This window comes from Streptomyces sp. NBC_00859, assembly GCF_045161865.1.
Lineage (GTDB): Bacteria > Actinomycetota > Actinomycetes > Streptomycetales > Streptomycetaceae > Streptomyces.
This window is the reverse complement of record NZ_CP108826.1, coordinates 3,237,080-3,261,953: the sequence shown is the minus strand read 5'-3', so window position 1 is coordinate 3,261,953 and position 24,874 is coordinate 3,237,080. Positions and strand designations below refer to the sequence as shown.

Here is a 24,874-nt window from a genome sequence, read left to right as displayed (position 1 = left end):
TCGCCTGCCGGTGGTTTCCGTGTCCGATGTGAACCTTGCGGTCCGCGAGCGTTCCGGGCCTTGAGGTAGTTCGCCTGTTTCTTCGGGGAGAACCCCGCACAGCGCGCTCCGGCCCCCGGTTGCGGCATTCAAGGCGAGCGAACGAGATGCGCCTCGGGTGGCCAGAATAGTGCGCCAGGACCCGCATAAGTGTGGTGCGCATCGGGCGGGACGAGCGACGCTTGACTGCTTGCTGCCCTTGCCTGCGGCCGACCTACTTGTCGCCCACGAGTGCAAACGCGAAGGCCAGCCGACGGTCGATCCAGTCCGCTTCGATGGTGACCATCTCGCTCCCCTCGGAGACCATCACTATCTCGTCGCCGGCCCGCCACTCCAGGGTCCGGGGCCTGGTGGGCTGATCGCCACCTTCCCCACCACCGTCGAGGAGTCCCATCACCAGTCCGAGGGTGGCCTTGACGGCGACGCGTGTCACCATCTCGGTCTTGGAATCACCGGCAACCAGCTCGTTACGACCAATGATCTCCGGATGCCCAGGCTGGTCGAGGCGCCAGGTGTGTCTGAAAGGCCGCTTGGGTGGAACCCGCCGGAGCGTACCGATCACTCGCCCCTGACTGTCGCGTACCACGTGGTGCCGCTCTTCGCCCGCCTCCTTCGGTGCGTCGACCGAGCAGAGTGGACGCTGGCTCTCCGGGTCCTCATACAGGACGTGCGCACCCGCCACTGTTTTCGTACCGAACTGGGCAGTGCGCGCCAAGTAAGCGCATGGCGCGTTGACGGGGAAGTCGAGCCCGCCCTGGGGGACACGCACTGCGCGCGCACCACTGACCGGCTTCTTCCGTTTGTGGGTGTAGGGGCGTTCCACCGTACTGATGACGAACTTCCGGACGGTTGCCCACTCGACGGGCTCCACCGCAGGCTCCCGGGCCTTGTTGCCCTTGCCGAACGCCACCGTTTCCTCCTGGACCGCACTGGTTGCTGAGACCCTCCGACCCTAGCTGCAGGACGGCATGCCGAGCGGCCCGGAAGTGCCGCTCCAGGGTTCAACCTCCAACCTCAGGCACTGGAGAGCCGCCCGCGTGAGGGCATGAAGTTCGTCATGCCTATCGGGAGCGACCATCCGCCGCCGAGAGGGGGGAGGCCCGCCGCGTTCGGCTGCGAAGTCCGGTGTAGGTGCGTCGCTGTGGCCATTGCGGTTGCATAAAGCCCCGTAGCTGTGGGACAGCGCACCATGAAGGGCCGCCGCGTGTACCAGGGCAGGGCCCACGACCTTCAGGTGAATGCATTCGCGGCCTGCCCGGGAGGTTCTCGTCGATCCGGATTCGCTGAGGGGCCGTTGCCGGTACTGAGCGGAGGGGCCCGGCCTCACCGGGGCCGATGGCATGACGCTATCCAAGTGGGCCCCGGTACCGCCGGCGAGTGGAGAGTCTTACCTGGGGGCGCAGGTTCACCTTCTCCCGGTACCCCTGCGAACGTCGGGGAAGCCGAAAGCCCTTTCCTGAGACGCTACTTGGACGGCAATACGGGGCCCGGCGCGGATCGAGCCCTCGCGCCACCACGTTCCGTAGCCGGCCCCCTTCGCCAAACGTCATACGTCGTGCGTCTGTAACGGTTGGAATTTGCGATGCGCGCTGCGAAGGCCGACAGCGACAGCGTCGCGCTGGTCCAGTCCGCCTTGGGGGAGCAGGCGAATGAGATGCAAATAGCCAACCAGGAAAGGCTGAGTGCCCAGCGTGATGTTCACATTCAGATCATCTGCGCAGGTTTCGTCTGGAATCTGTTGCGAGTTACGTTGACGGCCGGGCGGTCAGTTCACCTGACGCACGAGGTGGCCCCTGCGGTGGACACGATCCGGCTGGTCTGCCATACGCCGTTATCGTTCATGCTTAGCCCGGTTCTGTACAGAATGAAGTCCTTCTTCGATGGTGCAGTGGTGATGATTCGTCCCGTCTTGGTCTCCTTTGAGTAGGCCTTGCTCTCGTCTGCGCAGAACGTGAGTGTGGCGGATTTGGTTGTGTCTATTTCTGCGTGCCGGTTGAAGTAGGTGATGGATCCGGTGATGGAGAGGCCGGCATTCTTGAATTTTCTGACCCAACGCGCCGCTTCTGGACGGGCCTTGCCGATGTTGTAGAAATTGAGAGCCGCATATATGGGATCTGTGCTGTCCACGGCTCCGTTGATCGCGCGCATTCGCTCAGCGCCGTCCGACAGGACAGTCTTTTCCCTCGGATCGCTTGTATCCACTGGCTCGAAGTTCATCTTCAGGTCAGGTGGCAGGGCCACCTTCGGTCGCTCTGCGGAATGATTCGATGCCGCCGTCCCGGGCGAGGAGGGCTTTGCCTCTGCCGCTGCTGTCCCTGCGGTCCTGTCGATACTCTTGCTCGTCGACTCGCTGTCGTCGGACCCGCTGCATGCGGTCAGTAGCAGTGCTGCTGCCGCCACGAGCGCGGCGGCGGCAGGGAGGGCGTGGCGGTTCACAGGTCAAACTCCGTTGGTGGTTGTGGGCCTGGGTAGCGATGACGACCAGCAGGCTTTTGTGCCTACGCGGCAGGGGTGGTCGGTTCAGGGCCGGCAATTGGAGGAACCCCGTCGGGAGTACAGGTCGGTGGTGACCCAGACACCCCTGGCGTTCTTGCGCAGTACCGCGTTGTACAGGACATAGCTGTCCTTGGTGACGGGGGTCTTATGAACCTTCCCGCTGTTGATGTCCATGTCGAATCCCCTGCCTTGGTCCTGGCAGTAAGAAAGAGTCGCGGAATTGTGATCGCTGATCACCGCGTGGCCCTCGTAGTAGCGGACTGAACCGGTTGCGCGGGCCTTGTGGTTGACGTAATCCTGTACGTATTCCTGTGTTGAGGCCGCCATCTCCCCTTCGGTGTAGAAGCGGTATGCGCTGTCGAGCGGGTCCTGCTTGGCGATGGCCAGGTCCCTGGACTTGATGAACTCTTCACTGTCGGACAGGACCGCGTCCTTGTCCTTGTCGCCTGTCTTCGGCCAGTCGAATGTGTTCTTGATATCTTCCGGGAGCTCGATCCGCGGACGGCCGGCGACAGCTCCTGAAGAGCCCGATGCGCTGGGCGAGACCGACGCGCCGGGCGAAGCAGAGCTGGGCGTTCGCCGCGCGGCGGCCGCTGTCGTGGGTGAGTCCGAGTTATTGCCCTTCGACCCGCCGTCGCTTTTCCCGCCGCAGGTGGACAGGAGGAGGGCCGCTGCGGTCAGGAGTGTGGCTGTGGTGGGCAGGTGGCGATGCTTCACGGGCTACTCCGGGAGATGGGCGGGGCAGGTCAAGTGCGGGCGAGGGCGGGCACGGGCGCCACTCGCGGAGTTGCGGGGTTCCCATCAGGGGAAACTGGCGGCGGCAGCCGGCCCGCCGTGGGGACGGGTGCTCCGAGACACCGATCGTTGGTCAGTCAGTCGCAGCGATAACTCCTGCAGGTGACCCGTCGCGAAGACTCAGGGCCGGCACGTGTCACTCCCCCGGCTGGAGAACAGCTTTGTGGTGACCCACACTCCCTTGTGGTTCTTGCGCAGGGCGGTGTTGTAGAGGACGAAGTTGTCCTTCGCGTCCTTGGGTGGTGTTCTGTCGATCTTGTGTGTCTTGAGGTACAGGTCGAATGAATTACTCTGATCCTCGCAGTAGGAGAGAGTCGCAGTGTTCTCTCCACTGAGCTCGACGCTTGCCGTGTAGTACCGATCTGTTCCGGTAATCCGGGCCTTTGCCTTGACGTATTCCTTGATGTACTCGGCGGTTGATGCGGTCATCTGTCCTTCGGTGTAGAAGCGATAGCCGGATTGGGAAGGGTCCTGTCTGACGATGGCGAAGTCTTCGGCCTTGATGAACTGCTCGCCGTCCGCCAGCACCGCATCCTTCTCGGCGTTGCCGGTCTTGGGCCAGTCGAAGACGTAGGAGACGTCTGCCGGGAACTCGAACTTGGGCCTCCCGCCACCGCTGGACGCCGAACGGGGCGGGCGGGGAGCAGCGGACGTCGGCTTTCCTTGATGGGAGCCCGGGGCGGTAGGGATCTTCGGGTCGGTGGTCGACTTGGTGTCATCACCCCCGCCGCACGCGGTGAGAAGGAGGGTCGCTGCGGTCGCGAGCGCGGCTGCGGCGGGCAATGTTCGGCGGGTCACTGGCTGCTCCGGGTGCGGCGGGGGTCTGCGTGAGGTATTCGTCATCGGGGTTGCCGCCGCCGCCTCCGGACGCGTTCAGCAGCGCCGCTGTCGTGGTGAATGCGGCGCTGCTGAGGAGTTGGCGTGGTGCGGGCCCGGCGGTGTGGAGAGGGCGAGAACGACAGGGTCAGCGGTTGACGGCCTGGATCTCGTCGACCGTTACGTCCTGGGTGGTGCCAAAGGTGCCCTCGGGGAGTTTCTTCGGGGAGGGCTGGCCGGTGCCGGTCCAGCTGATCTCCCACGTGATGGTGGCCTTCAGCCGGTAGGGCCCGTTGTCGCCGGAGGCGCGGAGGTAGGTGAGCCCGCAGGGCGGGGTCTTGTCGGCGTCGCCCTTGGCGTACGGGGTACCGATCGATCCGTCGGCGTTGAATGTGCACTCACCCGAGGCCGGGTAGGTCTCGGCATCCGCAGTGCCCGGTTCGAGTTTCAGGGCCACCGGTTTCGCGGTGGTGGTGGCGTTCATACCGGTGAGAGGCACATACGCCCTGACAGAGACCGGCTTGAAGTTGGTCTTGTCGAGCCAGGTCCATGTCGGCAGGTTCACCTTTGTCGCGCCGTCGGGTGCGAGGGTGACATGTGTGTCGGGGACCCGCACAGAGGCATAGGCGATCTCGGCGAGGATCTGCGGAGTCACTGCCTGAGGTGCATCTGCTGGTGGCGGGGTCCCGTTGTCGACCCAGAACGGTTCCTTGTTGCACGAGTCCCATCCTGGCGGGAAGCTCGTGTTCACATCGGACGTCCACCAGTAGCCCTTGTCGGCCTTGGCAAGGTTGAAGTCCTTGTAGGGGTGACCGCCCGCGTAGTGGTCACGCTGCTGGGCATCCCATTCGTAGCCGGTGGACTCGAGCGACCAGGTGTGTTCCTCAAGCTTCTTGAAGTCAGCAGCCGAGTACTTCGGGGCGTACCAGCAGGCCGGCGGAGTCCAGTTACCTGCGGGAGTGAGAGGCCCGACGGACGGACCCTTGCCGTTGTTGTGGGTGTCGGTCTTCACCGTGCTGCCCGATGCCTCGGCCGAGACGTTCTGGTCATCTGCGTCTCCCGAGGCCGAGCCGCCGCCCACGCTTCCCGCACCGCCTGGAGGCGTCTTGTCGGCGTGTGCGGGCACGGCGAGGGTGAGCAGCGATACGCCTATGGTCGCGCCGACAGCAAGCGCGCGCTTCGCGCGCCTCATGGCTGGCATGACGCTGCCCCGCGGGCGGAAGAAATCTTCATGGTTTCCCAGACCCCCTGGCTGTTTCGCTGGACCTGAACTCCGTATGCGACGTAACTCTTGCTCGTCACCTTGGTCTTCTCGGTCTTCCCCGTTTTGATCACTTTGCTGAAGCCCTTGCTTTCGTCCCCGCAGTAGCTGATGGCTGCAGTGGTCTTGTTCTTGACCGTGACGCTGCGGTTGTAGTACCGAGTTGTTCCGGTGACGGTGCGCCCGCTGCTCACGAAGGACTGGACCCATTCCTGGGACGACGCGGCCGCGTCCCCCTCCGTGTAGAACTCCAGGGCGGGCAGCTCCGGTTTACCGGCGACGATTGCCGCATCCAGCGCCCGGACATATCCGGCGTTGTCGCCGAGGATCGCATCCTTGGTGGCGTCACCAGTCTTCTCGGGGCTGAAGGTGTCGGTCACGTCGCCCGGCAGCTTGATCGTCGGCCGCTCCGGCGCCGTCGAAGCCGACGGAGTGGGTGACGCCGCTTTCGTTGACCCTTCGTCCGCCCCCGCGATCTTGTCCGGCTTCGTCGACTTGTTGTCGTCGCTCCCGCCGCATGCGGTCAGCAGCAAGGCCGCCGCCGTCACGAGTGCGGCGGCGGAGGGCAAAGTGCGGCGGTTCACGGGCGACTCCCGGTAAGGGGTAAGGGTGTGATTGTGAGCTTGCGATAAGCGACGCTAGCCGGGCAGGTATTGGTTTCACCAGAGCGAATTCGTCACCTCATGGGGATAGTTGGGGTGTTCCGGGGCTAATCACCCATGCTGGGTCTGTGGTGGCCCGCACTCGAGTGCCTGGTGCCACTCGAGGCGTACCGGCTGTCGCCTGGACCGCAGGGGAGCCCGCCCCGCTGTCGCTCGGGGGCAAGGTTCCGTCTTGGTTACGCTTGGTTCACGCTTCATCTATCTCTCGGCGTCAGCGGGAATGCGGGGTCTCTCCGGTGGGTGGGATCCAGGTCCCGCAGTGACGATCACGGGCGTCTGTCTATGTTGAGGCTGGACCGTTACCGGCTCGTGCGGTCCTGCGGCGGGCGGGGCCGCCGGCGCCCGGCGGTCGTCTCGACTGCCGCGGATGTGAGGGGAATGCGCATGTCGCAGACTGCGGGCATTTGCGGGTGCACCGACTGGGTTTGAAGGTGGCGCAGGCCGGACGGGCGTAAGCGGGGGATCGGGGCGGGGCCTTGGCGGATGCAACCGTCCGATCCCCGCCCCGCAGTGTCTAAGGGGAAATCTCGTGAAACTTTGACCAGCCCCCAAGACTCGCCGTTTCTGACCGGTTTGGACCGATCCCGGCGATGCGCGTGAAGTTCGCGATCCTTATCTCGTCTTGAGGCGCTTATGTGCTGCTGCTACGGTGCGATGACTTGACAGCCTCCGGTGGCCTGGGAATCGGAACCGGATAAATGGCGGCGAAGTCGACTCGCTATATGTCGCAGAGAAACATCGGGGATTCGGGGAGAAGCGGCGTGAAGGTCCAGGAGCGCACGGGTGCAGGCAACCACAGGGTTCCCTCGCCCGCCCAGTCGGCCGGTGAGCGGCTTCCCACGGTCACCCGGGAACGTAAGCCCGCGCTTGCCGCTCTCGCCGTTCTGCTGATCCTCGTCGGCGCGCTCGGAGCCACCGTGCTCGTGCTGCGCGCCGGTAACCGGGTCGAGGTCGCCAAGCTGACGCGCAACGTCGAGGCGGGCCAGGCCATCACGAGTAGCGACGTCACCACGGTCATGGTCGCCGACGACGACTCGATCCACTACATCAAGGCGAACCAGCTCGGCACGGTCGAGAAGACCCTGAAGGCCAAGAGCGCGCTCTACTCCGGGTCCCTCCTGGTGGGCGAGATGTTCACCGGCGAGAAGGGCACCCCCGCGGGCAAGGCCGTCGTCGGTCTCTCCCTGAAGGACGGCCAGTACCCCGCCGGGATCAAGGCGGGCGACACCGTCACCGTCTACCGGGCGGGCGACAAGAACGCGGCCAGCAGCAGCGGCAGCCAGTCCGGCACCGCCGGCTCCACCGGGTCCTCCGGCAGCGGGGTCATCGTGGAACGGGCCACGGTCAGCAGCGCCGCCGCACCCGACGCCTCCACCGTCAGCAGCGGCAATCTCGCGGTCAGCCTCCTGGTCGACACCGCTGACGCGGCAGCTCTCTCGCAGGCCGCATCCGCAGGGGAAGCCGCAGTGGTCATGGTCCCCTCCCACAACGGCTGACCGCCGAACCCTCAGAGGAACACAGAGGAACGCAGAAACCATGGCGCTCATCGCCCTCGCCGCAGACAAGGGTTCGCCCGGAGTCACCACGGCCGCCCTCGCGCTCGCCGCTGTCTGGCCCCGGCGGGCCCTGCTCGCCGAAGCCGACCCGGCCGGCGGGGACCTCGTCTACCGCACCACCGCCGCCAACGGCGGCCCGCTCAACCCGAACACCGGTCTGCTCTCCATCGCCGCCGCGGCCCGCCGCGGGCTCGCCGCCGACCAGCTCTGGGACCACGCCCAGCCCATGGCCGGCGGTCTGGAGCTGCTCGTCGGGATCGGCTCCGCCGAGCAGGCCGCAGGTCTGGCCGGTGTCTGGCCCACGCTCGGGCACGCCTTCTCCACCCTCGGCGACTCGCCGCACGCCCCCGCCGACGTGATCGCCGACTGCGGTCGCATCGCCGGGGGTTCGCCCGCGATCGACCTGCTGGCGCAAGCTTCGCTGGTGCTGCTCGTCGCGCGTACCGAGCCGGAGCACATCGCCCGGGTACGGGACAGGGCCGCCGCCCTCGCCGCCCAGTTGCACGGCGGGCAGCGCGGGATGTCGCAGCTGGCCACCCCGCTCATCGGGGTCCTCCTGGTCGTCGAGTCGAGTGCGTCCGGCAAGATCGCCCACCAGGTCAACGACATGCTCGTCGCCGCGCAGACCGGCGCCCGCGTCATCGGCACACTCGCGCACGACGAGTCCGGCGCCGCGCTGCTCTCCGGACGGGGCCGCGGCCGGCTCGACAAGTCGTTGCTGATCCGCAGCGCCCGCAAGGTCGCAGCCGACGTCCACCAGCAGTTCGGCGCCGCCTGGTCGCAGCCGGGCGCCGGGGCCGGGCGATGAGCGACGTCGTCGACCACAGCCTGGTCAAGCGGTACCGGCAGGAGGCCGGCGACCGTATCGCGGAGCAGCGCCGCGTCGATCAGGTCAGCAACACACCACCCATGTCCGGGGAGGACGAGCGGCAGTACGCGCGCGCCGTCATCGCCCAGATACTCGAGGAGTACGCGCGCGCGGAGATCAACGCCGGGCGTACCCCCTTCGACGCGGAGACCGAGGAGCAGTACGCGGCCGCCGTGCACGCCGCGCTCTTCGGAGTCGGGCGGCTCCAGCCGCTGCTCGACGACCCCGAGGTCGAGAACATCGACATCAACGGCTGCGACCAGGTCTTCGTCGGATACGCCGACGGACGCGAGGCCCGCGTCGACCCGGTGGCCGAGACCGACGAGGAACTCGTCGAACTCATCCAGGTCCTCGGCGCGTACTCGGGGCTCTCGTCGCGCCCCTTCGACTCCGCCAACCCCCAGCTCGACCTGCGGCTCCCCGACGGCTCGCGACTCTCCGCCGTGATGGAAGTGGCCCGCAGGCCCGCTCTCTCCATCCGTCGCGCCCGGATGGGCAAGGTCTTCATGGCGGACCTCGTCGGCAACGGCACGCTCACCCCGGAACTCGCCCACTTCCTCGCCTGCGCGGTACGGGCCCGTAAGAACATCATGATCGCGGGCGCCACCAACGCCGGTAAGACCACGCTTCTGCGGGCCCTCGCCAACGAGATCCCGCCGGTCGAGCGGCTCGTCACCGTCGAGCGAGCACTGGAGCTCGGCCTCGACCAGTTTCCCGAACTGCACCCCAATGTCGTGGCGTTCGAGGAGCGGCTGCCCAACTCCGAGGGGCTGGGGCAGATCTCGATGGGTGAGCTGGTGCGCCGTTCGCTGCGTATGAACCCGTCGCGCGTCATCGTCGGTGAGGTGCTGGGCGACGAGATCGTCACCATGCTCAACGCGATGTCGCAGGGCAACGACGGCTCGCTCTCCACGATCCACGCGAACAGCTCCAGCGAAGTCTTCAACCGTATTTCCACCTACGCGCTCCAGGCCAACGAGCGGCTGCCCATCGAGGCCAGTCAGATGCTCATCGCCGGAGCCGTCAACTTCGTCGTCTTCGTCCAGCGCCGCAACAACTTCGAGAGCGGCGGGCGCCTGCAGCGTGCCGTCACCTCGGTCCGTGAGGTGAACGGCGTGGACGGGCGCGTCCTCTCCAGTGAGGTCTTCGCCGAGACGCCCGACGGGCGTGTCCTGCCGCACGCTCCCGTGGCGTGCCTCGATGACCTCGCCGTACACGGCTATCGCCCCTCAGGGGCCTGGGGGTGAAGGAGACCGTATGAATGGCATCTCCTCGTTGGGCGGGTACTTCGATCCGCAGCTGCTGACCGCACTGGGGTGCGGGGTCGCGGCGGGCGGTGGTCTCGCCCTGCTGATCCTCGCCATCCGCGGCTTCGAACCGAAGCCCGGCCATGTGAAGGCCCAGCGCGGCGAGCGGACCAGGGAAGTCGTCCAGTTCATAGGGCGCCGCGGTTCCGTCGCCGTCGGCGTGGGGCTCGTCGTCCTGCTGCTGACCCGCTGGGCCGTGGCCGGTGTCGCCGCCGGGCTGCTCGTCTTCTTCTGGGACCGTCTCTTCGGCGGCGCCGCCCAGGAGAAGGCCGGCATGCGCCGGGTCGAGGCGCTCGCGGGCTGGACCGAGTCGCTCCGTGACACCATCGCCGGCGCTGTCGGCCTCGAACAGGCCATCCCGGCGTCCGCACGTGCCGCCGCCCCCGCCCTGCGCCCGCACCTCGACGCGCTGGTCGACCGGCTCCGCGCCCGTATGCCGCTGCCCGAGGCGCTGCAGTACCTGGCCGACGAGATCGACGACGCCTCCGCCGACATCATCGTGGCCGCGCTCATCCTCAACGCGAAACTGCGCGGCCCCGGCCTGCGCCAGGTGCTCGGCGCCCTCTCCAAGTCGGCGCGCGAGGAGATCGACATGCGCCACCGGGTGATGGCGCAACGCTCGTCGACGCGGCGCAGCGTGCAGATCGTCGTCGTGGTCTCGGTGGCGTTCGTCCTCGGACTCGCCGTCTTCAACCGGGACTTCGTCTCGCCGTACGGTTCGACGATGGGCCAGTTGGTCCTTGCCGGGGTGTGCGGTCTGTTCGCGCTCGGTTTCTGGTGGCTGCGCAAGCTTTCGGTGATCGAGACGCCGGAGCGATTCCTGGTGCGGGCCGAGCCGGAGGTCAGGTTCGTACGGCCGGACGCGTCCCAGCACGCGGGCGGCCCGCAGGCCCCGGTCGGCCACCAGCAGGCCCCCGTCGGCCACCAGCCGCCCGGTGGTCAGCAGTTCGGTGGCCAGAATCCTGGCGGTCAGCAGCCTGGCAGTCAGTATCCCGGCGGACCGCAGCAGGGCGGACAACAGCAGCCTCCGCAGGCCTCGCCGTTCAACCATGGCCAGGGGGCGCCGCGATGATCGACATTCTCACCGCACCGGTACTGATCGGGGCCGTGCTGGGCCTCGGCGTCTTCGTCCTCGTACGGGCCCTGTCACGTACGAAACGGTCCGCGGTCTCGCAGGTGCAGCGCATCGACGCACTGCGCGCGGCCGGTTCCGGGTACGAGCGTCCGGGCGACCAGGACTCCCACGACGGCCGGCTCGGCTCGCTGCGTGCCCGGGTCGGGGTGCGGATCGCCGACCTCTACCTTCAGCAGGGCTGGGAGCAGCGCTCGCTCCGCTCGGACCTCGCTGTCCTCGACCGTGGCTGGGAAGGGTTCCTGGCGACCAAGGTGCTGCTCGGCGTGGTCGGCCTGATCTTCGGGCCGATGCTCTTCGCCATCGTCGTGGTGATCGGCTTCAGCAAGAGCCCGATCATCCCGGTATGGCTCGCGCTGGCCTGCGCGTTCCTCTTCTTCTTCCTGCCGGATCTGGAAGTGCGCAGGGACGCTGCGGACAAGCGCAAGGATCTGCGGCGCGTCATCGGGGCCTATCTGGACCTGGTCTCGATGAACCTGGCCGGCGGGCGCGGTCTGCCCGAGGCGCTGATGGCCGCCGCCGAGGTGAGTGACGGCTGGGCGCTGCGCCGGATCCGTAACGCGCTCGCCGACGCCCGGATCACCGGCACCAGCCAGTGGCTCGCCCTCGGCAGGCTCGGCGAGGATCTGGGTATCGAGGAGCTGAAGGACTTGTCTTCGTCGCTGGCGCTCGTGGCCGACGACGGGGCGAAGGTACGTGAGTCGCTGGCCTCCAGGGCCGAGACGATGCGGCACCGCGAAATGGCCGAGATCGAGGGTGCGGCAGGTGAGAAGTCGCAGTCGATGCTTGTCGCGCAGCTGCTTCTCTGCGCCGGGTTCCTGGTCTTCCTCATCTATCCGGCCGCGATGCGCGTCTTCCAGGTCTGATCCCGCTTCCCCCTTCTCTTGAGAGGATTTCACCCCATGTTCGGACGCCGCCTCAGTCACCCGACTGTCGACTTCCTGATTACGTTCCTGCAGGCACGCGTCGAGCGCGCCCGCTCCGAAGACACCGACCGCGGCGCCTCCGCCGTGGAGTGGGTCATCATCTCGGCGGTCGTCGTGGCGATCGTCGGCGTGGTCGCCGCGATCATCAACTCCGCGCTGAGTGACGGTGCCCACAAGGTCGGCGACTGCATCAAGGGCGCCAAGGCGACCGGTACCTGCTGAGTCGCGGTAAGCCGCGGCCGCAGTCGCGGGAGGAGCTGCACGGCGTGCTCCTGTCCGGTTCCGGGCCCGCGCCGAGTTGTTTTCCGAGTTCATTCCGAGTTCATTCCGAGTCCGAACGAGTCGCTGAGTCGGTGCTGGTGCGTCAGAGGATCAGAGCGTTCGTACGCCGCAGGGTGGAGGCAGCCTCCGCCCGCGGCGACTCCGGCATGACCGCGATCGAGTTCGTCTTCCTGACGCCGGTCCTGTTCTTCATGATCTTCGCGACGGTGCAGTTCGCTCTGTACTTCTTCGCCGATCACGTGGCACAGGCGGCTGCCCAGGCAGGGGCGCGCAAGGCGAGGGCCGAGGCCGACGAGAACCCCGGCGGCTGGCGCGGCGACGCGGGTGATGTCGTGCAGAGCTACATCCATCAGCTGGGATCGAAGCTGGTGCTCGGCCCGAATGTGACGATGCTCCAGCCCGATCAGGACACGGTCGGAGTGGAGATCACCGCCAAGGTCCCGAACGTCTTCCCCGGTTTCGACCTCACGGTGCACGCGCAGTCGCGGGGGCCGGTCGAACGGTTCGTGCGGGACTGAGCGGGACTGAGTGGGGCTGAGCGGGTACTGATGAGAGGCCAACGGGTGGCAGTGCTGAGGGCGTTCGCGGGTGCGGGTGCGGATGTGTGTGCACTGATGGGGACGGGTGCGAGGCGCGCTTCGCGCGCCGTACGCGCACGGATGGGGCGCGCTGCGGTGGGGGCCGACCGCGGTCTGTCCACCATCGAAGTGGTCATCCTCGCGCCCATCATGATCCTCTTCATCCTGGTGCTCGTCGGCTTCGGCCAGCTGGTCGAGGGCCGCGGAGCCGTGGACAGCGCCGCGCGTGACGCCGCCCGCGCGGGCTCCATCCAGAAGGACGGCGGCGTCGCGATGTCGGAGGCCCGCAGGGCCGCCGAGGCGGACCTGACCGATGTGTGCTCCGGCCCGGTGTCGGTCACGGCCAAGGGCTTCGTCAAGGGCGGCTTCTTCACCGTCGACGTGAGCTGCCAGATCCGTGGCCTCGCCATGCTCGGGCTGGACATTCCCACCACGCTGAGCGGGCACTCCACCTCGCCGATCGACCCGTACCGGAGGACGCAGTGAGTGCGCTGACCGGATGGATCGAGTCCCGCCGGGCCCGACTGGACGACAGCGGTTCGGGCGCTGCGGCTGTCATCATCTTCGCCTTCCTGTTCCTGGCGCTGGCCGCCTTCGTGGTGGACGGCGGCCTGTCGATCTCGCAGCGGGAACGAGCCGCGGACATCGCGGAGCAGGCGGCGCGGTACGCGGCCCAGGACATAGACCGGGAGGCCCTGTACGGCAACCACGGCGGCGCCGCTCCCATCAACTACCAGAACTGCGACGCACGCGTGCACGCCTTCGCCGTAGAGATGGGGATGTCCGCCCAGGACATCGGGGCGTCGCACTGCACGGCGGCCAACGCGCAGCGGGTCGAGGTGACGGTGCAGCTGACCTACCAGCCGGTGCTGACGGGCCTGTTCTACAGCCACTCGATCACGGTGCACGGGTCTTCGGTGGCGGAGTCCGTCACGGGCTGATGGCCACCCGTTCGCTGGGTATATCCGGGCAGGGCAGCGTGTGCGCGCTGCCGTGAACCTCGTTTCAGATGGAAAGGCACACACCCTCATGCAACAGACATCCCACTCACGTCTCATGCGTCGCGGGGCTGGGGCGGCGTCGCTGGCGGTCGCGGCGGCGCTGCTGCTGTCGGCGTGCGGCGGCGGTGATTCGTCGTCCTCGGACAAGGCGGATAAGTCTGGCAAGATCGCGGGAGCGGACACGGGGAAGGACACCGCTTCGCCTGCGGCCTCGGACTCTGCGCCAGGTGACGGGATCAAGCGGCCGAAGGTCGTTCTGCCGAAGGGCGTGAAGGATACCTTCGAGGGTGAAAAAACGGGCGATCCGAAGAAGGACGCAATCCTGGCCGACAACCAGCAGAACCTCTCGGCCATCGATTCCGCAATCACGACTGATGTGAACGCCTTGCGCCCGGCCTTGGAGTTCTATAACAAGCCCGATGCCTTGGCCGCTGCCATCGCTTACATCAAAACCTTCTACGACGACGGCAAGTCGTTTGTGGGGACGACTCGGTACTACAACCGCAGGGTCACGATCCTCAAGGACGGCGCCGCAGCGGTGACGTACTGCGAAGACGCGACCAAGACATATCCGAAGGACCGCAAGACCGGCAAGGTGACCAAAGCCCCTGCCACAGCGGACGACTACACCTTCTACAACGAGCGGCTGGAGAAGGACGCCAAGGGCGTCTGGCAGTCGGCCAGCGTCATCTCAGGGTCCGGAGCCAACAAGTGCGTCTAACGCGGGGCGCCACTCGAACTCTGCTGCCGTTGCTGGTTCTGGGACTGCTCAGTACACCCACCCTCGCGTACGCAGGTGGAAAAGGCGGCAGGGCAGACAAGCGCAGCACGGTCAAGGGTGGATCGGGCAACGGCAAGATCACCGTGCAGACCCGTATCCAGACCACCACCAACGGCAATCCCGGCACCGCGAAGACCGGCTCGCTCTCCTCCACGGACAGCAACTGGACACCTCCCGCCTGCTGGTACGAGCCGGCCTTCTCGCCCAAGGAGATCCAGGCCTCGGTCAAGTCGTGGCGGGAGGTGGGATTCTTCGGCCTCGGCGACGTCGTGGGCAACGTGCTCGACAGTTACTACAAGGACGGCAAGTACAAGAACTACAACCTGGACCAGCAGGGCAAGGGGATGTTCTGGGCTGCTGCCATCAACCCGAAGCGCAAGGACGACCCCGAAGCGAACTCGTGCGACAAGCCGCCCTTCTGGGTACCGGACAACACCACCCCGGACGAGCCCCTCGCCGTGAGCCCGAAAATTCTCGCCGAGTACGCCTACGACGAACTCCCCGTCCCGGACACGGAGATCGAGTCAGCCCCGGGCGGCAAGTCCACGGTGAACCTGCCCACCTGGATCTGGCTGGACAAGGCCCGCTTCAAGCCGGTCTCGGTGACCGCGTCGCTGCCCGGTACCGGGCTGTCGGCGACCACGACCGCCACCCCCGCCGCTCTCCACCTTGACCCCGGCACGGACGACGCCGAGGTCCATCCGGCGAGCGGCGACTGCCCGCTCAGCGCGGACAAGTCGATCGGTACCCCGTACACGAGGGGCTCCGCCGACCGGTCGCCGCCCTGCGGCGTGACCTACCTGCGTTCCTCGGGCGGGGGCACGTATCCGCTGCGCGCGACGCTCACCTGGAACATCACCTGGACCAGCACCACGGGTGAGGGCAGCACGCTGCCCCCGGGAACCTATGGGGACACGAAGGACGTCACTGTTCAGGAGATCCAGTCGGTCAACCGCTGAGACGGTGGGAAGAACGGCTGCTGGAGCACTGCGGTGCTGACCGAGGAGAGAGGCGGGCGATGGCCTTCGGAAGGCAGCGGCCGACCCCCGCACCGCCGGTCGAGCCGATGCCCTGGGAGGGCATCGGCTGGTTCGTGCTGAGCGACGTCGAGCAGCCGGCCGCGTCCCGCCGCGACGCGGTGACCGGCCTCCGGGCGATACGCGTGCCGTCGGTCGACGGGCCCGTACGCTGCTTCGCTCCGGCCGTGCTGGTCGGGCGGGCCGACCCGGGGATCAGGGCGTACGAGCTCCATGCGGCCCGGGATCCAAGCGTGCCGGTCTGCGCGTTCGCCCCCGTGACCGGCGGGAAGGGCGGCGAGCACTACCGGGTGACGGACGGCGCGGGGCAGGAGATCGGCACCGTGCACAGGACCGTTGCCGCGAAACGCACGATTCAGCACGCCTGGTGGCTCAGGCAGCCCGGCCACCCGGACATCGTGGCTCGCTACCACTGGGCCAAGGGCAGCGCCAAGGAGGTCACGGTGCGGGGCAAGGAGGCCGTAGCGCGGCAGGCGGAGAAGCTCGCGGACAGCGTTCTGGGCTCCATGCCCTTCGGTGGCGGCGACGAGAGCGGGGGCAGCAACTACGACATCCGTAAGCCGGTGACGTGGCGGGCGGGCGCTGAGGAGGTGGCCCTGACGGCGGATCACACCGGTCCCTGGGCCAACGCCTACGTACTGAAGGCAGGTTGGCTCGATCTGCGGCCGGCATTCGCACTGGCGGTACTGCGGGACGCCTGACTCCTGTGGTCGGGGCCCCGGCCCCTGCCGCGACCCCGGCGCCCGAGCGTGAACGGAACCGCCGTCGGGGCGCAGAGGACAGACAGTGACCGGATTCCCGCCACTGTTAGCGTGGTATGACGGGTGCATGGCTTGATAAGACACATCGGCGGACACGATCGGGTACGGGGGCTTCAACTATGAACGAGTACGTGGGCGTCGATCCGGTTCGGATACGTAAACTCGCCGACCGCCTGAAGGATCTTGAGTCGGCGCTGTCCAAGCACGGCGCGCTCATCCGGAAGAACTTCAAGGAGTGGGACGGCAGCCTTGATCTGTCGCTCATCGCCAAGCAGCTGCACGCCGTCGGTGACGACGGCCGTGACATGGCCAAGCGCGCGGACCTGGCCCGCAATCTGGAGGAACACGGCGGTATGGGCGTGTGCACTCCGGACGGGAACATTCTCGACATCCCGTGGGATATGAGCGGTGTGCGCAAGGAGAGCGCCAAGGAGGCCAAGCAGGAGGCCGAGACGCTCAAGAAGGCTCTCGACGACCCAAAGGCCGGCGGCTCCCGCGAGGACATCAAGGCCATCGCTCAATCGCTCGCCGACCACCAGGACGACCCGGCCTACCTGACCGCCTTCGCCGCGGCGGGCGGCATCGCGGACGCGGCCCGCGTCGGCACCGCGTTCCACCAGGAGGACGGCACTCACGGCGGGAAGGTGCTGAACGACGACTCGACCAAGGTCATCGGCCAGTACGCCACGGGCATCAACCGGATCTTCGCTCTCCAGAAGAGCGGGAAGATCCCGCCCAACCCCGACTACGCCAAGGCGCTGAGTGATCCCCCGGGCGGTGACATGTGGTCGGTCGGGATGTTGTTCAAGTACGGCCCCAAGGGCGATCAATGGGATCCGACGGTGCTCTCCCAGGTGGGTGGCGCCATGCTGGACTGGCGCGACAAGCAGAAGGCCATGCGGCCCAGCTATGCCTCGGCCAGCCCTCCGTATTCGGCCGGCGGCTACGTCGGCAAGGACGACGGCGGCTGGTACCACTCCCTCGGGCTGGACCCCGACTACCTCTCCAAGGGCGCCGACGACAACGACCGGATCGTGGACGGGATCCGCGACAACGACCCGGCGCTCGCGGTCATCTCCCGTATCGGTGAGAACCCCGACGCGTCGCGCGACCTGCTGGGCCACGACAACGACGCCAGCAAGCGGTACGCCAAGGATCTGGTCGACTTCAAGTGGCAGACGCCCGGCGCCCCTCCGCGGGACGATTCCGACGGCCCGCGCCGTGTCCTCACACTCGCCGCCACCGACCGCAGCCCTGAGCACATAGACCAGTCGGGAGCGGCCGCCGCCAATATCTTCGCCGCCGCCAGTGCTCAAAAAGACGCGTTCGACGGCCGCAACGACTTCGAGAAGGACGAGTACGCCAGCTATCCGAACGGCACAGCGGTTGCTCTGGCAGGGATCACGGGAACCTGGGCCAAGGACATCGGTGCCACGGGTATGGCGGCCGACCCCGGGACGTTCGGCTACAGCAGCAAGAGCCACACGCTGGTCACCAACAATGACGACATGGTGAAAGCCATGCAGCTGTTCACCCAGCACAACTCGGGCGCTGCCGCCATGTTCGACGCCACCCTGCACCAGCAGGTGTCGGAGGCCGCCGGAAGCAAGGATGCCGAGAACCAGCTCGTCGCCATGGGGAACACGGCCGGGATGTTCACCAAGGCCAAGGTGGGGATCGAATACAGCAAGGCTGAACAGGTGGACGAGGACCACAAGTTCAACCTGGCGATGCTCAACACGGCTGGGATGGTGTTCGGAATGGCCTCCGCTCCGGCGGAGGAGGGGGCGGCCGGAGCAGCAGCCAAGGTCGTCGAAAAGGGGCTGAAGTACTCCCAGAACCTGGTTCTATTGGGAAGGACCGAAGTCGCTCCGGAGATGGATGCCTTCTCCGTCGATAACGCGGACAAGCAGGAAGCGATCAGCAGTGACGCCGCCAAGGTGCAGTATCACTCCTTCATTCCATCGGTCGCTCAGGGGCTGATCCGATCGGGTAAGGTCCCGGTCCCCGAGGGGGAGTCATGGTATGACCCGAAGGCCGGGACCATCGCTCCGGGGGCGACCAAGAACGAAGATTTTCTGGCGTGGTGGACCAACGCAGAGCATCATGGTCTTATTTCGAATTTCCAGGACGGCTTCGACAACGCTGAGGTGTCACTAGATGGGAAGTAGCATTCGGGCGCGTTGTCTCGGTGCGGTGACTTTGTTTTCCCTGCTGCTCACCGGCTGCTCACAAGGTCATGGCAGTAAACATGGCCCTGGTCCTGGCATCCCCGAGCCTGGAGCGGGAAAGGTCGCTGCGTTCGAGCTGCATGACCTGAGTTCGAAGTACGACCTCGATAAAGGGGTCGGTGACAGCCTGGGTGGGCATGTCACGTCGGATCGTTCAGGAAATGTCTATGCGGTGAACGGGGACGCCGATCCCCTTCAGGTCCTCCGTATGACCCCGAAGGGGGCGGTCAGCCGTACCGCCACGCTGGACGGCCTGAAGCGGGTTTACGGGATGACGGTTCTGCCGACCGGCGAGGTGGTGCTCGGCAGTGCCGGACAGCTTTACAAGCTGGATTCGCATGGCAAGGTCAGCCCCGTCCGGAGCTCTCACGTGTTCCAGCACCCGAACCCGATCGGCGTGCGCCCCGATGGATCGGTAATCGTCGCGGACGCCGATGGAATCTGGTCGGTGAAAGATGCTGAGGCTGTTCACCTCTACGCCGAGCACGGTTCGTCCAGTGACGCAGCGGGTGCCGTGGACGCATCCGGCACCGCATACGTGAAGTCCTCCAGTAAGGGCTTTGCTGAACTGCTGGTGCTGTCCCCGGGCAAGAAGGCAGAAAAAGTGAAGGTCTCCGGGGAGCTGCCGGACAGTAACGGCTCTGTTTCCGGTCTGTCCCCAGTTTCTTTCGCCGGCGCCGGCAGCGGTGGAGTTTATGCGGTGGCGACGAGTCATCGTGACCACGCCGCCTACGTGGTGCATGTGCAGGGAACGAAGGGAACGGTCATGGCCAAAGCTGCATTCGGAAAGCAGCGTACCTGCCGGACCGGAAAGCAGTATCCCGCACTCGACAATCCGTGCAGCATGCCGTGGTTCGTGGTCCAGAGCGGGAACCGGGTGCTGACCATGGGCAGGGCGAGCGCGGAATTGCCCCCGCTGCCGGCGCTCGCCCTACAGGCTGACAAAAAATAAAAGAGGAGCACTCTGCATGGGCATCCCCAACGAGGACCGGCTCGATTACATGTGCCGGCAGGACATGAACGCCATCGAGACCGCTGTACAGGACATCAAGGACGCCATGGGGAAGGTGGACGATATGATGCCCCACACGTGGATCGGTAAGAAGGCCGACAACTGGCGTACCGATCACGACGGGCGCATGAAACAGCTGAAGACACTCTTCAATTCTTTCCCGGCCGAGGAGAACCGGCTGGTGGAGAAGGCCCGGAAGAAGCAGTCGGAGCAGGACAAGAAGATGCACGGGGCGCATTAGCCTTCGCGTCGGCGCGGGGCGGGCTTCTGCCCCAGGAGCGGCGCGACGAGCGGGAGGCCTGGTGCCGTACGTGTCAGTACCTCGCTACCTCGCTCGTGACGCCGCCTGCTCCAGCGCCGCCCGGAGCTTCTCCGGGTGACGGGTGGGAGCTGCCCAGACGGGTGAGGCCGCGAACTGCTGTGGTGCCGACGTCTTCCAGAAGGACCGCCCCTCGGGAGGGCGGAACTCGGGCACACTCGCCACGGTGAGATCGACGTTGATGACGACAGCCGCGCGCATGTACGGGGCGGTCAGCAGCCCCAGTTTGATCGTGCCGGATGCGCTGTCCAGGCGGGACGATCCCACATCCTGCCCGAGCTTGGAGATCTTTCGGATCTCTTTGTGGTCGGTGACCACTTCGACCCGCTGGACCGCACCCCAGGGACAGAAGAAGACCTGCCCCCGGTGTGCCCTGGCCCGGGGCAGCTTAGTTCCCCGTTCCGCACCGTGGGCTCCCAGCCGTTCGGCCCGCTGGATGCCACCGATCCAGATGCCTGCGCCATCGACGCGCAAACCGATCGGCCGGTCCTCCGCGAGGTGCAGACCTCCGAGGCCCACGGATCCGAAGATGCCAAGGATCACTCCGGGAATGAACACGGATGAGTTGTCCGTCAGCAGCAGGGAAACGAACGAGACGATCAGCAGCAGTGGCCAGAAGAGGCCGTGGAACACCAGCGGCCAGCGCAGCGCGGAGCGCTCCTCGGCGTAGTAGACGGGTTCGTTCATCGCAGGCAGGTTCACGCGGCAGATCCAGATCTGGAAAGCAGCTCGCTCAGGTGGCGGCCGAGGGTCTCTTCGTCGCAGTCGATGGGGGTGCCGTCCTGGTTGCGTTCGACGCTCAGACCGGCAGACCTCCGTCGGACCTCGAAACGGTCCAGATCAGGGCCTGTCCCCTTGTTGGGCTGATACACGTCGATCACCTTGGACGGACGCCGGCCGAGCCGGTGGCCGGCCGGAGGGCGGTCGACCCAGCGCAGCAGGGACCTGACGGCCTCCGCCGGGCTGGCGAGTACGTACGTGTAGGCCGGCCCGAATCGCGACACGTGGTTGCCGGTCGCCTCCTCGGCCAGTACGGCCCGCAGACCCCGGCCTTCCTCGGAGATTCCGTACAACCGCATCCGGTCCGGCTCGGCCTTGGCCCCCTCGCGGCGGACGACGACGAACGACGGCTGGGTGCGGCCTGCCAGGATCATGGCGAGCAGCGGGCGCACCGGGAGCCCGACGCTCCCGCCGGGGGTGCCCTGCGCCGCGCTCGTCCCGGATGCGTTACCGCCACCGGGATCAGGCTCGTCCAGCAAGCCGCGGTGGACGAGGAACTTCAGCGCCATGGCCGAGAGTTCGAACCGCTGCGCCTCGGCCATGCCCGACCACCATGACCACGCGTCCTCGTCGACGAGTGTTGCCTGCATGGCCCCGAGCACGCACAGCTCCGCCGTCGACAGAGCGGGCAGCTGGACCGCGTCATCCCGCTCGACCTGGTCCAGCAGCGCCTGCGACGCTTCGACATCCGCTTGCCGGGGGTCACCCGTCATGTTGTGCTGCCTCCATCGGCTGCTCAGAGAAAACTGGTGACCGCGTGCCAGGTGCTCTTGGCCGCCGATGCCACGGCGTGGCCGGTGGCGTTGCACACGTTCTTGAACGGTTTCCAGTGGTGGTAGAGGTAGGTACCGCCCAGATACAGGCCGGTGCCGACCATGACGACCTCGCCGACGCCGGGGACGGCATCCAGGGGGGTGAGGAGGGCCAGTGTGTCCCAGGTGGCAAGTCCCGCGTTGACCCCGGCGGCGCCACGGTCCACCCAGCCCATCGCGCCCTTGTCCTCGGGCTTCCACATGGTGTAGATGTCGCCGACGACGGCCAGACCGTTGAGCCCGACACTGGCCCCGCGCAACCACGGAAGCCGCGCCGCCTCCCCGAGGTCGGCCAGCTTCGTGCCTTCGTTCCACTTGCCGATCGCGTCCCAGTCCTTGGCGAAGTCCTCGATCGCCTGGGCCAGATCGGCTTCGGAGGCCGCGCCGCTGCTCATGGCGTTCATGATCGGGCGGGCCATCTTCGGGAAGTCGGCCTCCATCAGCTCGGGGATCCGGGCCGCGAGCTCCTCCGCGGTCTTGACGTTCTCCTCGGCGCCCTCCGCACCGCTCATCAGCTTGAGCAGCACCATGTCGGCGTACGGCGCCGGTACGGCGTGCAGACGCTCGTCCCACTTCCGCAGCTCGCCCTCGGGGCCGAAGAGTTTCTCCCAGAGCCCCGGGTTCTCCTCCTTCAGCTCCTCGCCCGCCTTCGCGACCTGCTCCTTGAGCTGCTTGGCGGACAGCGTGTCCGGACACGTCTTCGCGAGAGTCGTCTGCGCGTTGCCGAGCGCGGTCGCGCAGGTTCCCGCCGCGCGGTTCAGGTCGGAGCCGGCGTCGCTGACTTTCTGGCCCAGAGCCCTTGGGGACTGCCCGTGCGCGGCGGCCGTCGGGTGCGGGCCGTGAGCCTGCTTGTCGGCGGTGGTGTTGGCGCCCTTCACCGCCTTCTGCGCGGTCTCCAGCGCACTGGCGTAGGTGTGCAGAGCGCTGTACGCGGCGCCCGCGGCCACGTGGACCGCTTTGAAACGCGGGTACACGCCTTCGGCCGCTGTCCTGTACTGCGTGGCCAGCGGGCCCGACCAGCCTTTGAGTACGGCATCGACATGCCGCTGGAATGTCGTCAGCAGCGTGGAGTGGTCATGGGCCAGCGATTTGAAGCGGCCGGCCGCGGTCCGCAGGGTGTCGGGGCTTCCGGAAGGGACGGAGTAGGTCGGAGGCGTCATTTGCCGCCTCCGCCTGCCTTCTTGAGGTTGGCGGCGGTCGTACGGGCGACTTCGCCCAGATCGCTGACCGAGGTGCCGGTGTCACCGGCTGCCTTCGCGATCGCACCGGCCAGTACGGAGATCGCCGAAGCGACCCGATGGTCCCCTGCGGCGTCCGCAGCCTGCTTCCCTGCTGCGGTGCCGGTCTTGGAATGGCCGGTGGCCGAGGTAACGACGGATTTCATGGCTGTAGCCGACGCCTGTATATGTTCGGCGTCACCACCCCGGTATCCCACTACTGCCACACCCCGTTTTCAGTGCCGGACCCGACTGGTCCGTCCCAGCCCTGGCCTCAGCCTCAGACGGTGCTCGGCGGCCCGGAAACAGTCAACGTGGGAAGGGGCGCATCGCTCACTCTTGGCCGGGCGGTGAGGGTAACTTTGCAATTGTGTGGCCTGGCGAAAACGTTGCCGGGTGAGGGCCCTCGGCGGGCAACGGCGTCACGATGGCCGGATCGCGACGCATCACCATGGAGACATCAAGCCGGTATCAAGACGGACAGCCTCCCCTCTTGGAACTGGTGGACACGGCCTGCCACACGTCCCGGGAGCTCTTGCGCAGAGTGACCGTGTAGTAGACGGTCGGGTCCGTGCCCGCGGGGTTCCCCTCGACCTTGCCCGTCGCACGGTCCTTTGAGTACGCCTTGCTCTCGTCCATGCAGTAGTTGAGAACCGCCCGCGTCCTGCTGGACCCCAGTAGCCTCGCCCTGGCGTCATAGGCAGGTGCTTTGCCCATGACGGTGAGGTTCTTGCCCGTGTAGGTCCTGATCCACTTCTTGTCCTGGGAGAGCCCGGAGGCAGTGTCGTAGAACGTCAGGTAGGAGGCTTCCGGTGTGTTCGCGATGATCGCGGCATAACCGGCGCGTATCTGCTGCTTGCCGTCGTCGAGGACTGCCTGTTGATCCGGGTCGCTGCTGGTCCAGTTCTGGAAGGTCAGCTGGAAGGTTCGGGGGAGCCGGATGATGGGCCGCGCTGCGCGCGGTGGCGACGGGGTCGAGGGCGATGAGGCAATCGCCGTTGAGTCGCGGCTCTTCGCTGTGCCGTCGGCATGGTTGCTACCGCCGCAAGCGGTCAGGAGCAGTGCCGCACTGATGGCCAGTGCGGCAGCGGTGGTTGGAGTGCGGCGGGCCATGAGTGTTCTCCCCCAGGTGATCGGCAGACGGGGCGGGACTCCGGACTGCACGGCTGCCATCCGCAGCGGCACACTCGGGAAGCAACGCCCCGGTCTCACGGTAGCCAACGAGTCCGGCAGCAGGTCAAAGGGGAGTCGCGGCGCCCAGAGACATTCGCGGCGCCGAGAGGCGATCCCGGTGCCACTGGCAGTCGCGGCGTGAACACGGTCTGGACCATGAGCAGGGGACAGGGGACAGGGGACAGGGGGCAGGGGGGCAGGGGGGCACGGCCGGGGCCGGGCGTGTGGGAGCACGGGGCGGGCGCCAGGGCATGTATCAGACGCCGCGAGCTCCGGACGGCGCGAGGAAATCCGCGACCGCCGCGACGAATTCCGGCGCTGCGACTGCTGTTCTGTGATTTCCGGGCACCATCGCCAGAGTGCCGTGCGGCAGCGCCCCGGCCAGTTGTCCGGCCGTATCGGCGCGCTCGTCGTCGCTGCCCATCGCCACGAGGACCGGCATCTGGATGCCGCCCAGGACTTCCGCAGGTGTGTCGACGACCGAATCCAGCACATGGAGCAGAGCCACCGGGTCCTCGCCACCCGACCGGAGCCGCTGCGCGGCCCGCTCCTCGGACGAGTCCGGCTCGAACGTCTCCGCACCGGCGAACACGCGCCGCAGGAATGCTCCCGCCCCGCCTCCGGAGCCGAGCACCTCACGCAGGCCCTGACCGGCCACCACCGCCCGGCCCGGTGTCGCGCCACGTACCAGCATCCTCACCACGATCCGCGCACCGAGCGAATATCCCCCGAGGTCGTAGTCGTCCAGTCCCAGGTGCGCAAGGAGGGCGAAGCCGTCGTCGGTCAGTACGTCGAGGGGATAGGCGGAGGCATCTTGAGGCCTCGCGCTCCTGCCGTGGCCACGAAAGTCCGGCATGATCACGCGGTGGCCATGTGCTGCGATCGTCTCGGCCTGGCCCTGGGCGAGCCACAACTCCGCGTCTCCAGTGATGCCGTGCAGCAGAATCAGCGGCCTGCCTTCACCCACCTCCCGGTACGCGAGGCGCACACCGTCACGGCCGGGGAAGAAGGACACGGCAGGAGTCAGCATGT

Annotated in this window: 27 protein-coding genes; 15 read left to right on the top strand and 12 right to left on the bottom strand. The window is 66.9% G+C overall.

Annotation, left to right across the window (positions count from 1 at the left end):
* Nucleotides 1-253: 253 nt before the first annotated feature.
* The 6 genes from OG584_RS13990 to OG584_RS13965 form a co-directional block, all read right to left on the bottom strand.
* A complete protein-coding gene (locus OG584_RS13990; protein ID WP_405778152.1) occupies nucleotides 254-949 on the bottom strand; it encodes a hypothetical protein in 696 nt (231 codons plus the stop codon).
* A gap of 860 nt (nucleotides 950-1,809) precedes the next feature.
* A complete protein-coding gene (locus tag OG584_RS13985) occupies nucleotides 1,810-2,475 on the bottom strand; it encodes a hypothetical protein (RefSeq protein WP_405778151.1) in 666 nt (221 codons plus the stop codon).
* A gap of 84 nt (nucleotides 2,476-2,559) precedes the next feature.
* Entirely contained in the window at nucleotides 2,560-3,252 is a 693-nt protein-coding gene (locus OG584_RS13980) for a hypothetical protein (RefSeq protein ID WP_405778150.1), read from the bottom strand.
* A 198-nt stretch (nucleotides 3,253-3,450) separates the two neighbouring features.
* Nucleotides 3,451-4,128: a hypothetical protein gene (locus tag OG584_RS13975; protein ID WP_405778149.1), complete on the bottom strand. Its 678-nt coding sequence runs from the start codon at nucleotides 4,126-4,128 to the stop codon at nucleotides 3,451-3,453.
* A 166-nt stretch (nucleotides 4,129-4,294) separates the two neighbouring features.
* On the bottom strand, nucleotides 4,295-5,347 hold the full coding sequence (locus OG584_RS13970) for a hypothetical protein (RefSeq protein ID WP_405778148.1): 1,053 nt from the start codon (nucleotides 5,345-5,347) through the stop codon (nucleotides 4,295-4,297).
* On the bottom strand, nucleotides 5,335-5,991 hold the full coding sequence (locus tag OG584_RS13965; protein ID WP_405778147.1) for a hypothetical protein: 657 nt from the start codon (nucleotides 5,989-5,991) through the stop codon (nucleotides 5,335-5,337). Before OG584_RS13965 ends, OG584_RS13970 begins: the two co-directional genes overlap by 13 nt.
* An 839-nt stretch (nucleotides 5,992-6,830) precedes the next feature.
* On the opposite strand from OG584_RS13965, the gene OG584_RS13960 reads away from it, so the two are divergent.
* The 15 genes from OG584_RS13960 to OG584_RS13890 all read left to right on the top strand — a co-directional run bounded on the left by OG584_RS13960 (nucleotide 6,831) and on the right by OG584_RS13890 (nucleotide 19,782).
* Nucleotides 6,831-7,565: a hypothetical protein gene (locus OG584_RS13960; protein ID WP_405784054.1), complete on the top strand. Its 735-nt coding sequence runs from the start codon at nucleotides 6,831-6,833 to the stop codon at nucleotides 7,563-7,565.
* 40 nt (nucleotides 7,566-7,605) lie between these two features.
* Nucleotides 7,606-8,433: a hypothetical protein gene (locus tag OG584_RS13955; RefSeq protein WP_405778146.1), complete on the top strand. Its 828-nt coding sequence runs from the start codon at nucleotides 7,606-7,608 to the stop codon at nucleotides 8,431-8,433.
* The gene (locus tag OG584_RS13950; RefSeq protein ID WP_405778145.1) at nucleotides 8,430-9,740 is read left to right on the top strand and encodes a CpaF family protein; all 1,311 of its coding nucleotides are present in this window, start codon (nucleotides 8,430-8,432) and stop codon (nucleotides 9,738-9,740) included. Before OG584_RS13955 ends, OG584_RS13950 begins: the two co-directional genes overlap by 4 nt.
* 10 nt (nucleotides 9,741-9,750) lie before the next feature.
* Nucleotides 9,751-10,872, top strand: a complete 1,122-nt coding sequence (locus OG584_RS13945; RefSeq protein WP_405778144.1) for a type II secretion system F family protein — start codon at nucleotides 9,751-9,753, stop codon at nucleotides 10,870-10,872.
* Nucleotides 10,869-11,798: a type II secretion system F family protein gene (locus tag OG584_RS13940; protein WP_405778143.1), complete on the top strand. Its 930-nt coding sequence runs from the start codon at nucleotides 10,869-10,871 to the stop codon at nucleotides 11,796-11,798. Before OG584_RS13945 ends, OG584_RS13940 begins: the two co-directional genes overlap by 4 nt.
* 36 nt (nucleotides 11,799-11,834) lie before the next feature.
* Nucleotides 11,835-12,080, top strand: a complete 246-nt coding sequence (locus tag OG584_RS13935; RefSeq protein ID WP_405778142.1) for a hypothetical protein — start codon at nucleotides 11,835-11,837, stop codon at nucleotides 12,078-12,080.
* A gap of 206 nt (nucleotides 12,081-12,286) precedes the next feature.
* The gene (locus tag OG584_RS13930) at nucleotides 12,287-12,658 is read left to right on the top strand and encodes a TadE family protein (protein ID WP_405784052.1); all 372 of its coding nucleotides are present in this window, start codon (nucleotides 12,287-12,289) and stop codon (nucleotides 12,656-12,658) included.
* A gap of 96 nt (nucleotides 12,659-12,754) precedes the next feature.
* Nucleotides 12,755-13,204 carry a TadE/TadG family type IV pilus assembly protein gene (locus tag OG584_RS13925; protein WP_405784051.1) on the top strand — a complete coding sequence of 150 codons (450 nt, stop codon included), beginning with the start codon at nucleotides 12,755-12,757 and terminating at the stop codon, nucleotides 13,202-13,204.
* The gene (locus tag OG584_RS13920; protein ID WP_405778141.1) at nucleotides 13,201-13,659 is read left to right on the top strand and encodes a pilus assembly protein TadG-related protein; all 459 of its coding nucleotides are present in this window, start codon (nucleotides 13,201-13,203) and stop codon (nucleotides 13,657-13,659) included. Before OG584_RS13925 ends, OG584_RS13920 begins: the two co-directional genes overlap by 4 nt.
* A gap of 88 nt (nucleotides 13,660-13,747) precedes the next feature.
* Complete coding sequence (locus OG584_RS13915) at nucleotides 13,748-14,440, top strand: hypothetical protein (protein WP_405778140.1); 693 nt, start codon at nucleotides 13,748-13,750, stop codon at nucleotides 14,438-14,440.
* A 29-nt stretch (nucleotides 14,441-14,469) separates the two neighbouring features.
* Complete coding sequence (locus OG584_RS13910) at nucleotides 14,470-15,459, top strand: hypothetical protein (RefSeq protein WP_405778139.1); 990 nt, start codon at nucleotides 14,470-14,472, stop codon at nucleotides 15,457-15,459.
* A gap of 59 nt (nucleotides 15,460-15,518) precedes the next feature.
* Nucleotides 15,519-16,238, top strand: coding sequence for a hypothetical protein (locus OG584_RS13905; RefSeq protein WP_405778138.1), 720 nt, complete (start codon nucleotides 15,519-15,521; stop codon nucleotides 16,236-16,238).
* Nucleotides 16,239-16,417: 179 nt separating this feature from the next.
* Nucleotides 16,418-18,469, top strand: coding sequence for a hypothetical protein (locus OG584_RS13900; protein WP_405778137.1), 2,052 nt, complete (start codon nucleotides 16,418-16,420; stop codon nucleotides 18,467-18,469).
* Between the two features lie 25 nt (nucleotides 18,470-18,494).
* Complete coding sequence (locus OG584_RS13895) at nucleotides 18,495-19,481, top strand: hypothetical protein (RefSeq protein ID WP_405778136.1); 987 nt, start codon at nucleotides 18,495-18,497, stop codon at nucleotides 19,479-19,481.
* 16 nt (nucleotides 19,482-19,497) lie between these two features.
* A complete protein-coding gene (locus OG584_RS13890; protein ID WP_405778135.1) occupies nucleotides 19,498-19,782 on the top strand; it encodes a hypothetical protein in 285 nt (94 codons plus the stop codon).
* 84 nt (nucleotides 19,783-19,866) lie between these two features.
* Here OG584_RS13890 and OG584_RS13885 read toward each other — a convergent pair whose 3' ends face one another.
* From OG584_RS13885 to OG584_RS13860, 6 genes are all read right to left on the bottom strand, one after another.
* Nucleotides 19,867-20,547 (bottom strand): hypothetical protein, encoded by a 681-nt coding sequence (locus OG584_RS13885; RefSeq protein WP_405778134.1) that lies wholly within the window; start codon nucleotides 20,545-20,547, stop codon nucleotides 19,867-19,869.
* Between the two features lie 11 nt (nucleotides 20,548-20,558).
* The gene (locus OG584_RS13880; protein WP_405778133.1) at nucleotides 20,559-21,353 is read right to left on the bottom strand and encodes a hypothetical protein; all 795 of its coding nucleotides are present in this window, start codon (nucleotides 21,351-21,353) and stop codon (nucleotides 20,559-20,561) included.
* 23 nt (nucleotides 21,354-21,376) lie between these two features.
* Complete coding sequence (locus OG584_RS13875) at nucleotides 21,377-22,612, bottom strand: WXG100 family type VII secretion target (RefSeq protein WP_405778132.1); 1,236 nt, start codon at nucleotides 22,610-22,612, stop codon at nucleotides 21,377-21,379.
* Complete coding sequence (locus tag OG584_RS13870) at nucleotides 22,609-22,836, bottom strand: hypothetical protein (protein ID WP_405778131.1); 228 nt, start codon at nucleotides 22,834-22,836, stop codon at nucleotides 22,609-22,611. Before OG584_RS13870 ends, OG584_RS13875 begins: the two co-directional genes overlap by 4 nt.
* 304 nt (nucleotides 22,837-23,140) lie before the next feature.
* Nucleotides 23,141-23,782 carry a hypothetical protein gene (locus tag OG584_RS13865; protein WP_405778130.1) on the bottom strand — a complete coding sequence of 214 codons (642 nt, stop codon included), beginning with the start codon at nucleotides 23,780-23,782 and terminating at the stop codon, nucleotides 23,141-23,143.
* A 316-nt stretch (nucleotides 23,783-24,098) separates the two neighbouring features.
* Nucleotides 24,099-24,872 carry an alpha/beta fold hydrolase gene (locus OG584_RS13860; RefSeq protein WP_405778129.1) on the bottom strand — a complete coding sequence of 258 codons (774 nt, stop codon included), beginning with the start codon at nucleotides 24,870-24,872 and terminating at the stop codon, nucleotides 24,099-24,101.
* Nucleotides 24,873-24,874: the final 2 nt, after the last annotated feature.

Excerpts from the sequence above, each read along its gene's own strand:
- OG584_RS13890 (WP_405778135.1), top strand. The coding sequence starts at position 19,498 with ATGGGCATCCCCAACGAGGACCGGCTCGATTACATGTGCCGGCAGGAC.
- OG584_RS13865 (WP_405778130.1), bottom strand. The coding sequence starts at position 23,782 with ATGGCCCGCCGCACTCCAACCACCGCTGCCGCACTGGCCATCAGTGCG.
- OG584_RS13900 (WP_405778137.1), top strand. The coding sequence starts at position 16,418 with ATGAACGAGTACGTGGGCGTCGATCCGGTTCGGATACGTAAACTCGCC.
- OG584_RS13925 (WP_405784051.1), top strand. The coding sequence starts at position 12,755 with ATGGGGACGGGTGCGAGGCGCGCTTCGCGCGCCGTACGCGCACGGATG.
- OG584_RS13935 (WP_405778142.1), top strand. The coding sequence starts at position 11,835 with ATGTTCGGACGCCGCCTCAGTCACCCGACTGTCGACTTCCTGATTACG.
- OG584_RS13870 (WP_405778131.1), bottom strand. The coding sequence starts at position 22,836 with ATGAAATCCGTCGTTACCTCGGCCACCGGCCATTCCAAGACCGGCACC.
- OG584_RS13955 (WP_405778146.1), top strand. The coding sequence starts at position 7,606 with ATGGCGCTCATCGCCCTCGCCGCAGACAAGGGTTCGCCCGGAGTCACC.
- OG584_RS13930 (WP_405784052.1), top strand. The coding sequence starts at position 12,287 with ATGACCGCGATCGAGTTCGTCTTCCTGACGCCGGTCCTGTTCTTCATG.
- OG584_RS13905 (WP_405778138.1), top strand. The coding sequence starts at position 15,519 with ATGGCCTTCGGAAGGCAGCGGCCGACCCCCGCACCGCCGGTCGAGCCG.
- OG584_RS13860 (WP_405778129.1), bottom strand. The coding sequence starts at position 24,872 with ATGCTGACTCCTGCCGTGTCCTTCTTCCCCGGCCGTGACGGTGTGCGC.
- OG584_RS13880 (WP_405778133.1), bottom strand. The coding sequence starts at position 21,353 with ATGACGGGTGACCCCCGGCAAGCGGATGTCGAAGCGTCGCAGGCGCTG.
- OG584_RS13950 (WP_405778145.1), top strand. The coding sequence starts at position 8,430 with ATGAGCGACGTCGTCGACCACAGCCTGGTCAAGCGGTACCGGCAGGAG.
- OG584_RS13945 (WP_405778144.1), top strand. The coding sequence starts at position 9,751 with ATGAATGGCATCTCCTCGTTGGGCGGGTACTTCGATCCGCAGCTGCTG.
- OG584_RS13915 (WP_405778140.1), top strand. The coding sequence starts at position 13,748 with ATGCAACAGACATCCCACTCACGTCTCATGCGTCGCGGGGCTGGGGCG.
- OG584_RS13875 (WP_405778132.1), bottom strand. The coding sequence starts at position 22,612 with ATGACGCCTCCGACCTACTCCGTCCCTTCCGGAAGCCCCGACACCCTG.
- OG584_RS13940 (WP_405778143.1), top strand. The coding sequence starts at position 10,869 with ATGATCGACATTCTCACCGCACCGGTACTGATCGGGGCCGTGCTGGGC.
- OG584_RS13885 (WP_405778134.1), bottom strand. The coding sequence starts at position 20,547 with ATGAACGAACCCGTCTACTACGCCGAGGAGCGCTCCGCGCTGCGCTGG.
- OG584_RS13970 (WP_405778148.1), bottom strand. The coding sequence starts at position 5,347 with ATGCCAGCCATGAGGCGCGCGAAGCGCGCGCTTGCTGTCGGCGCGACC.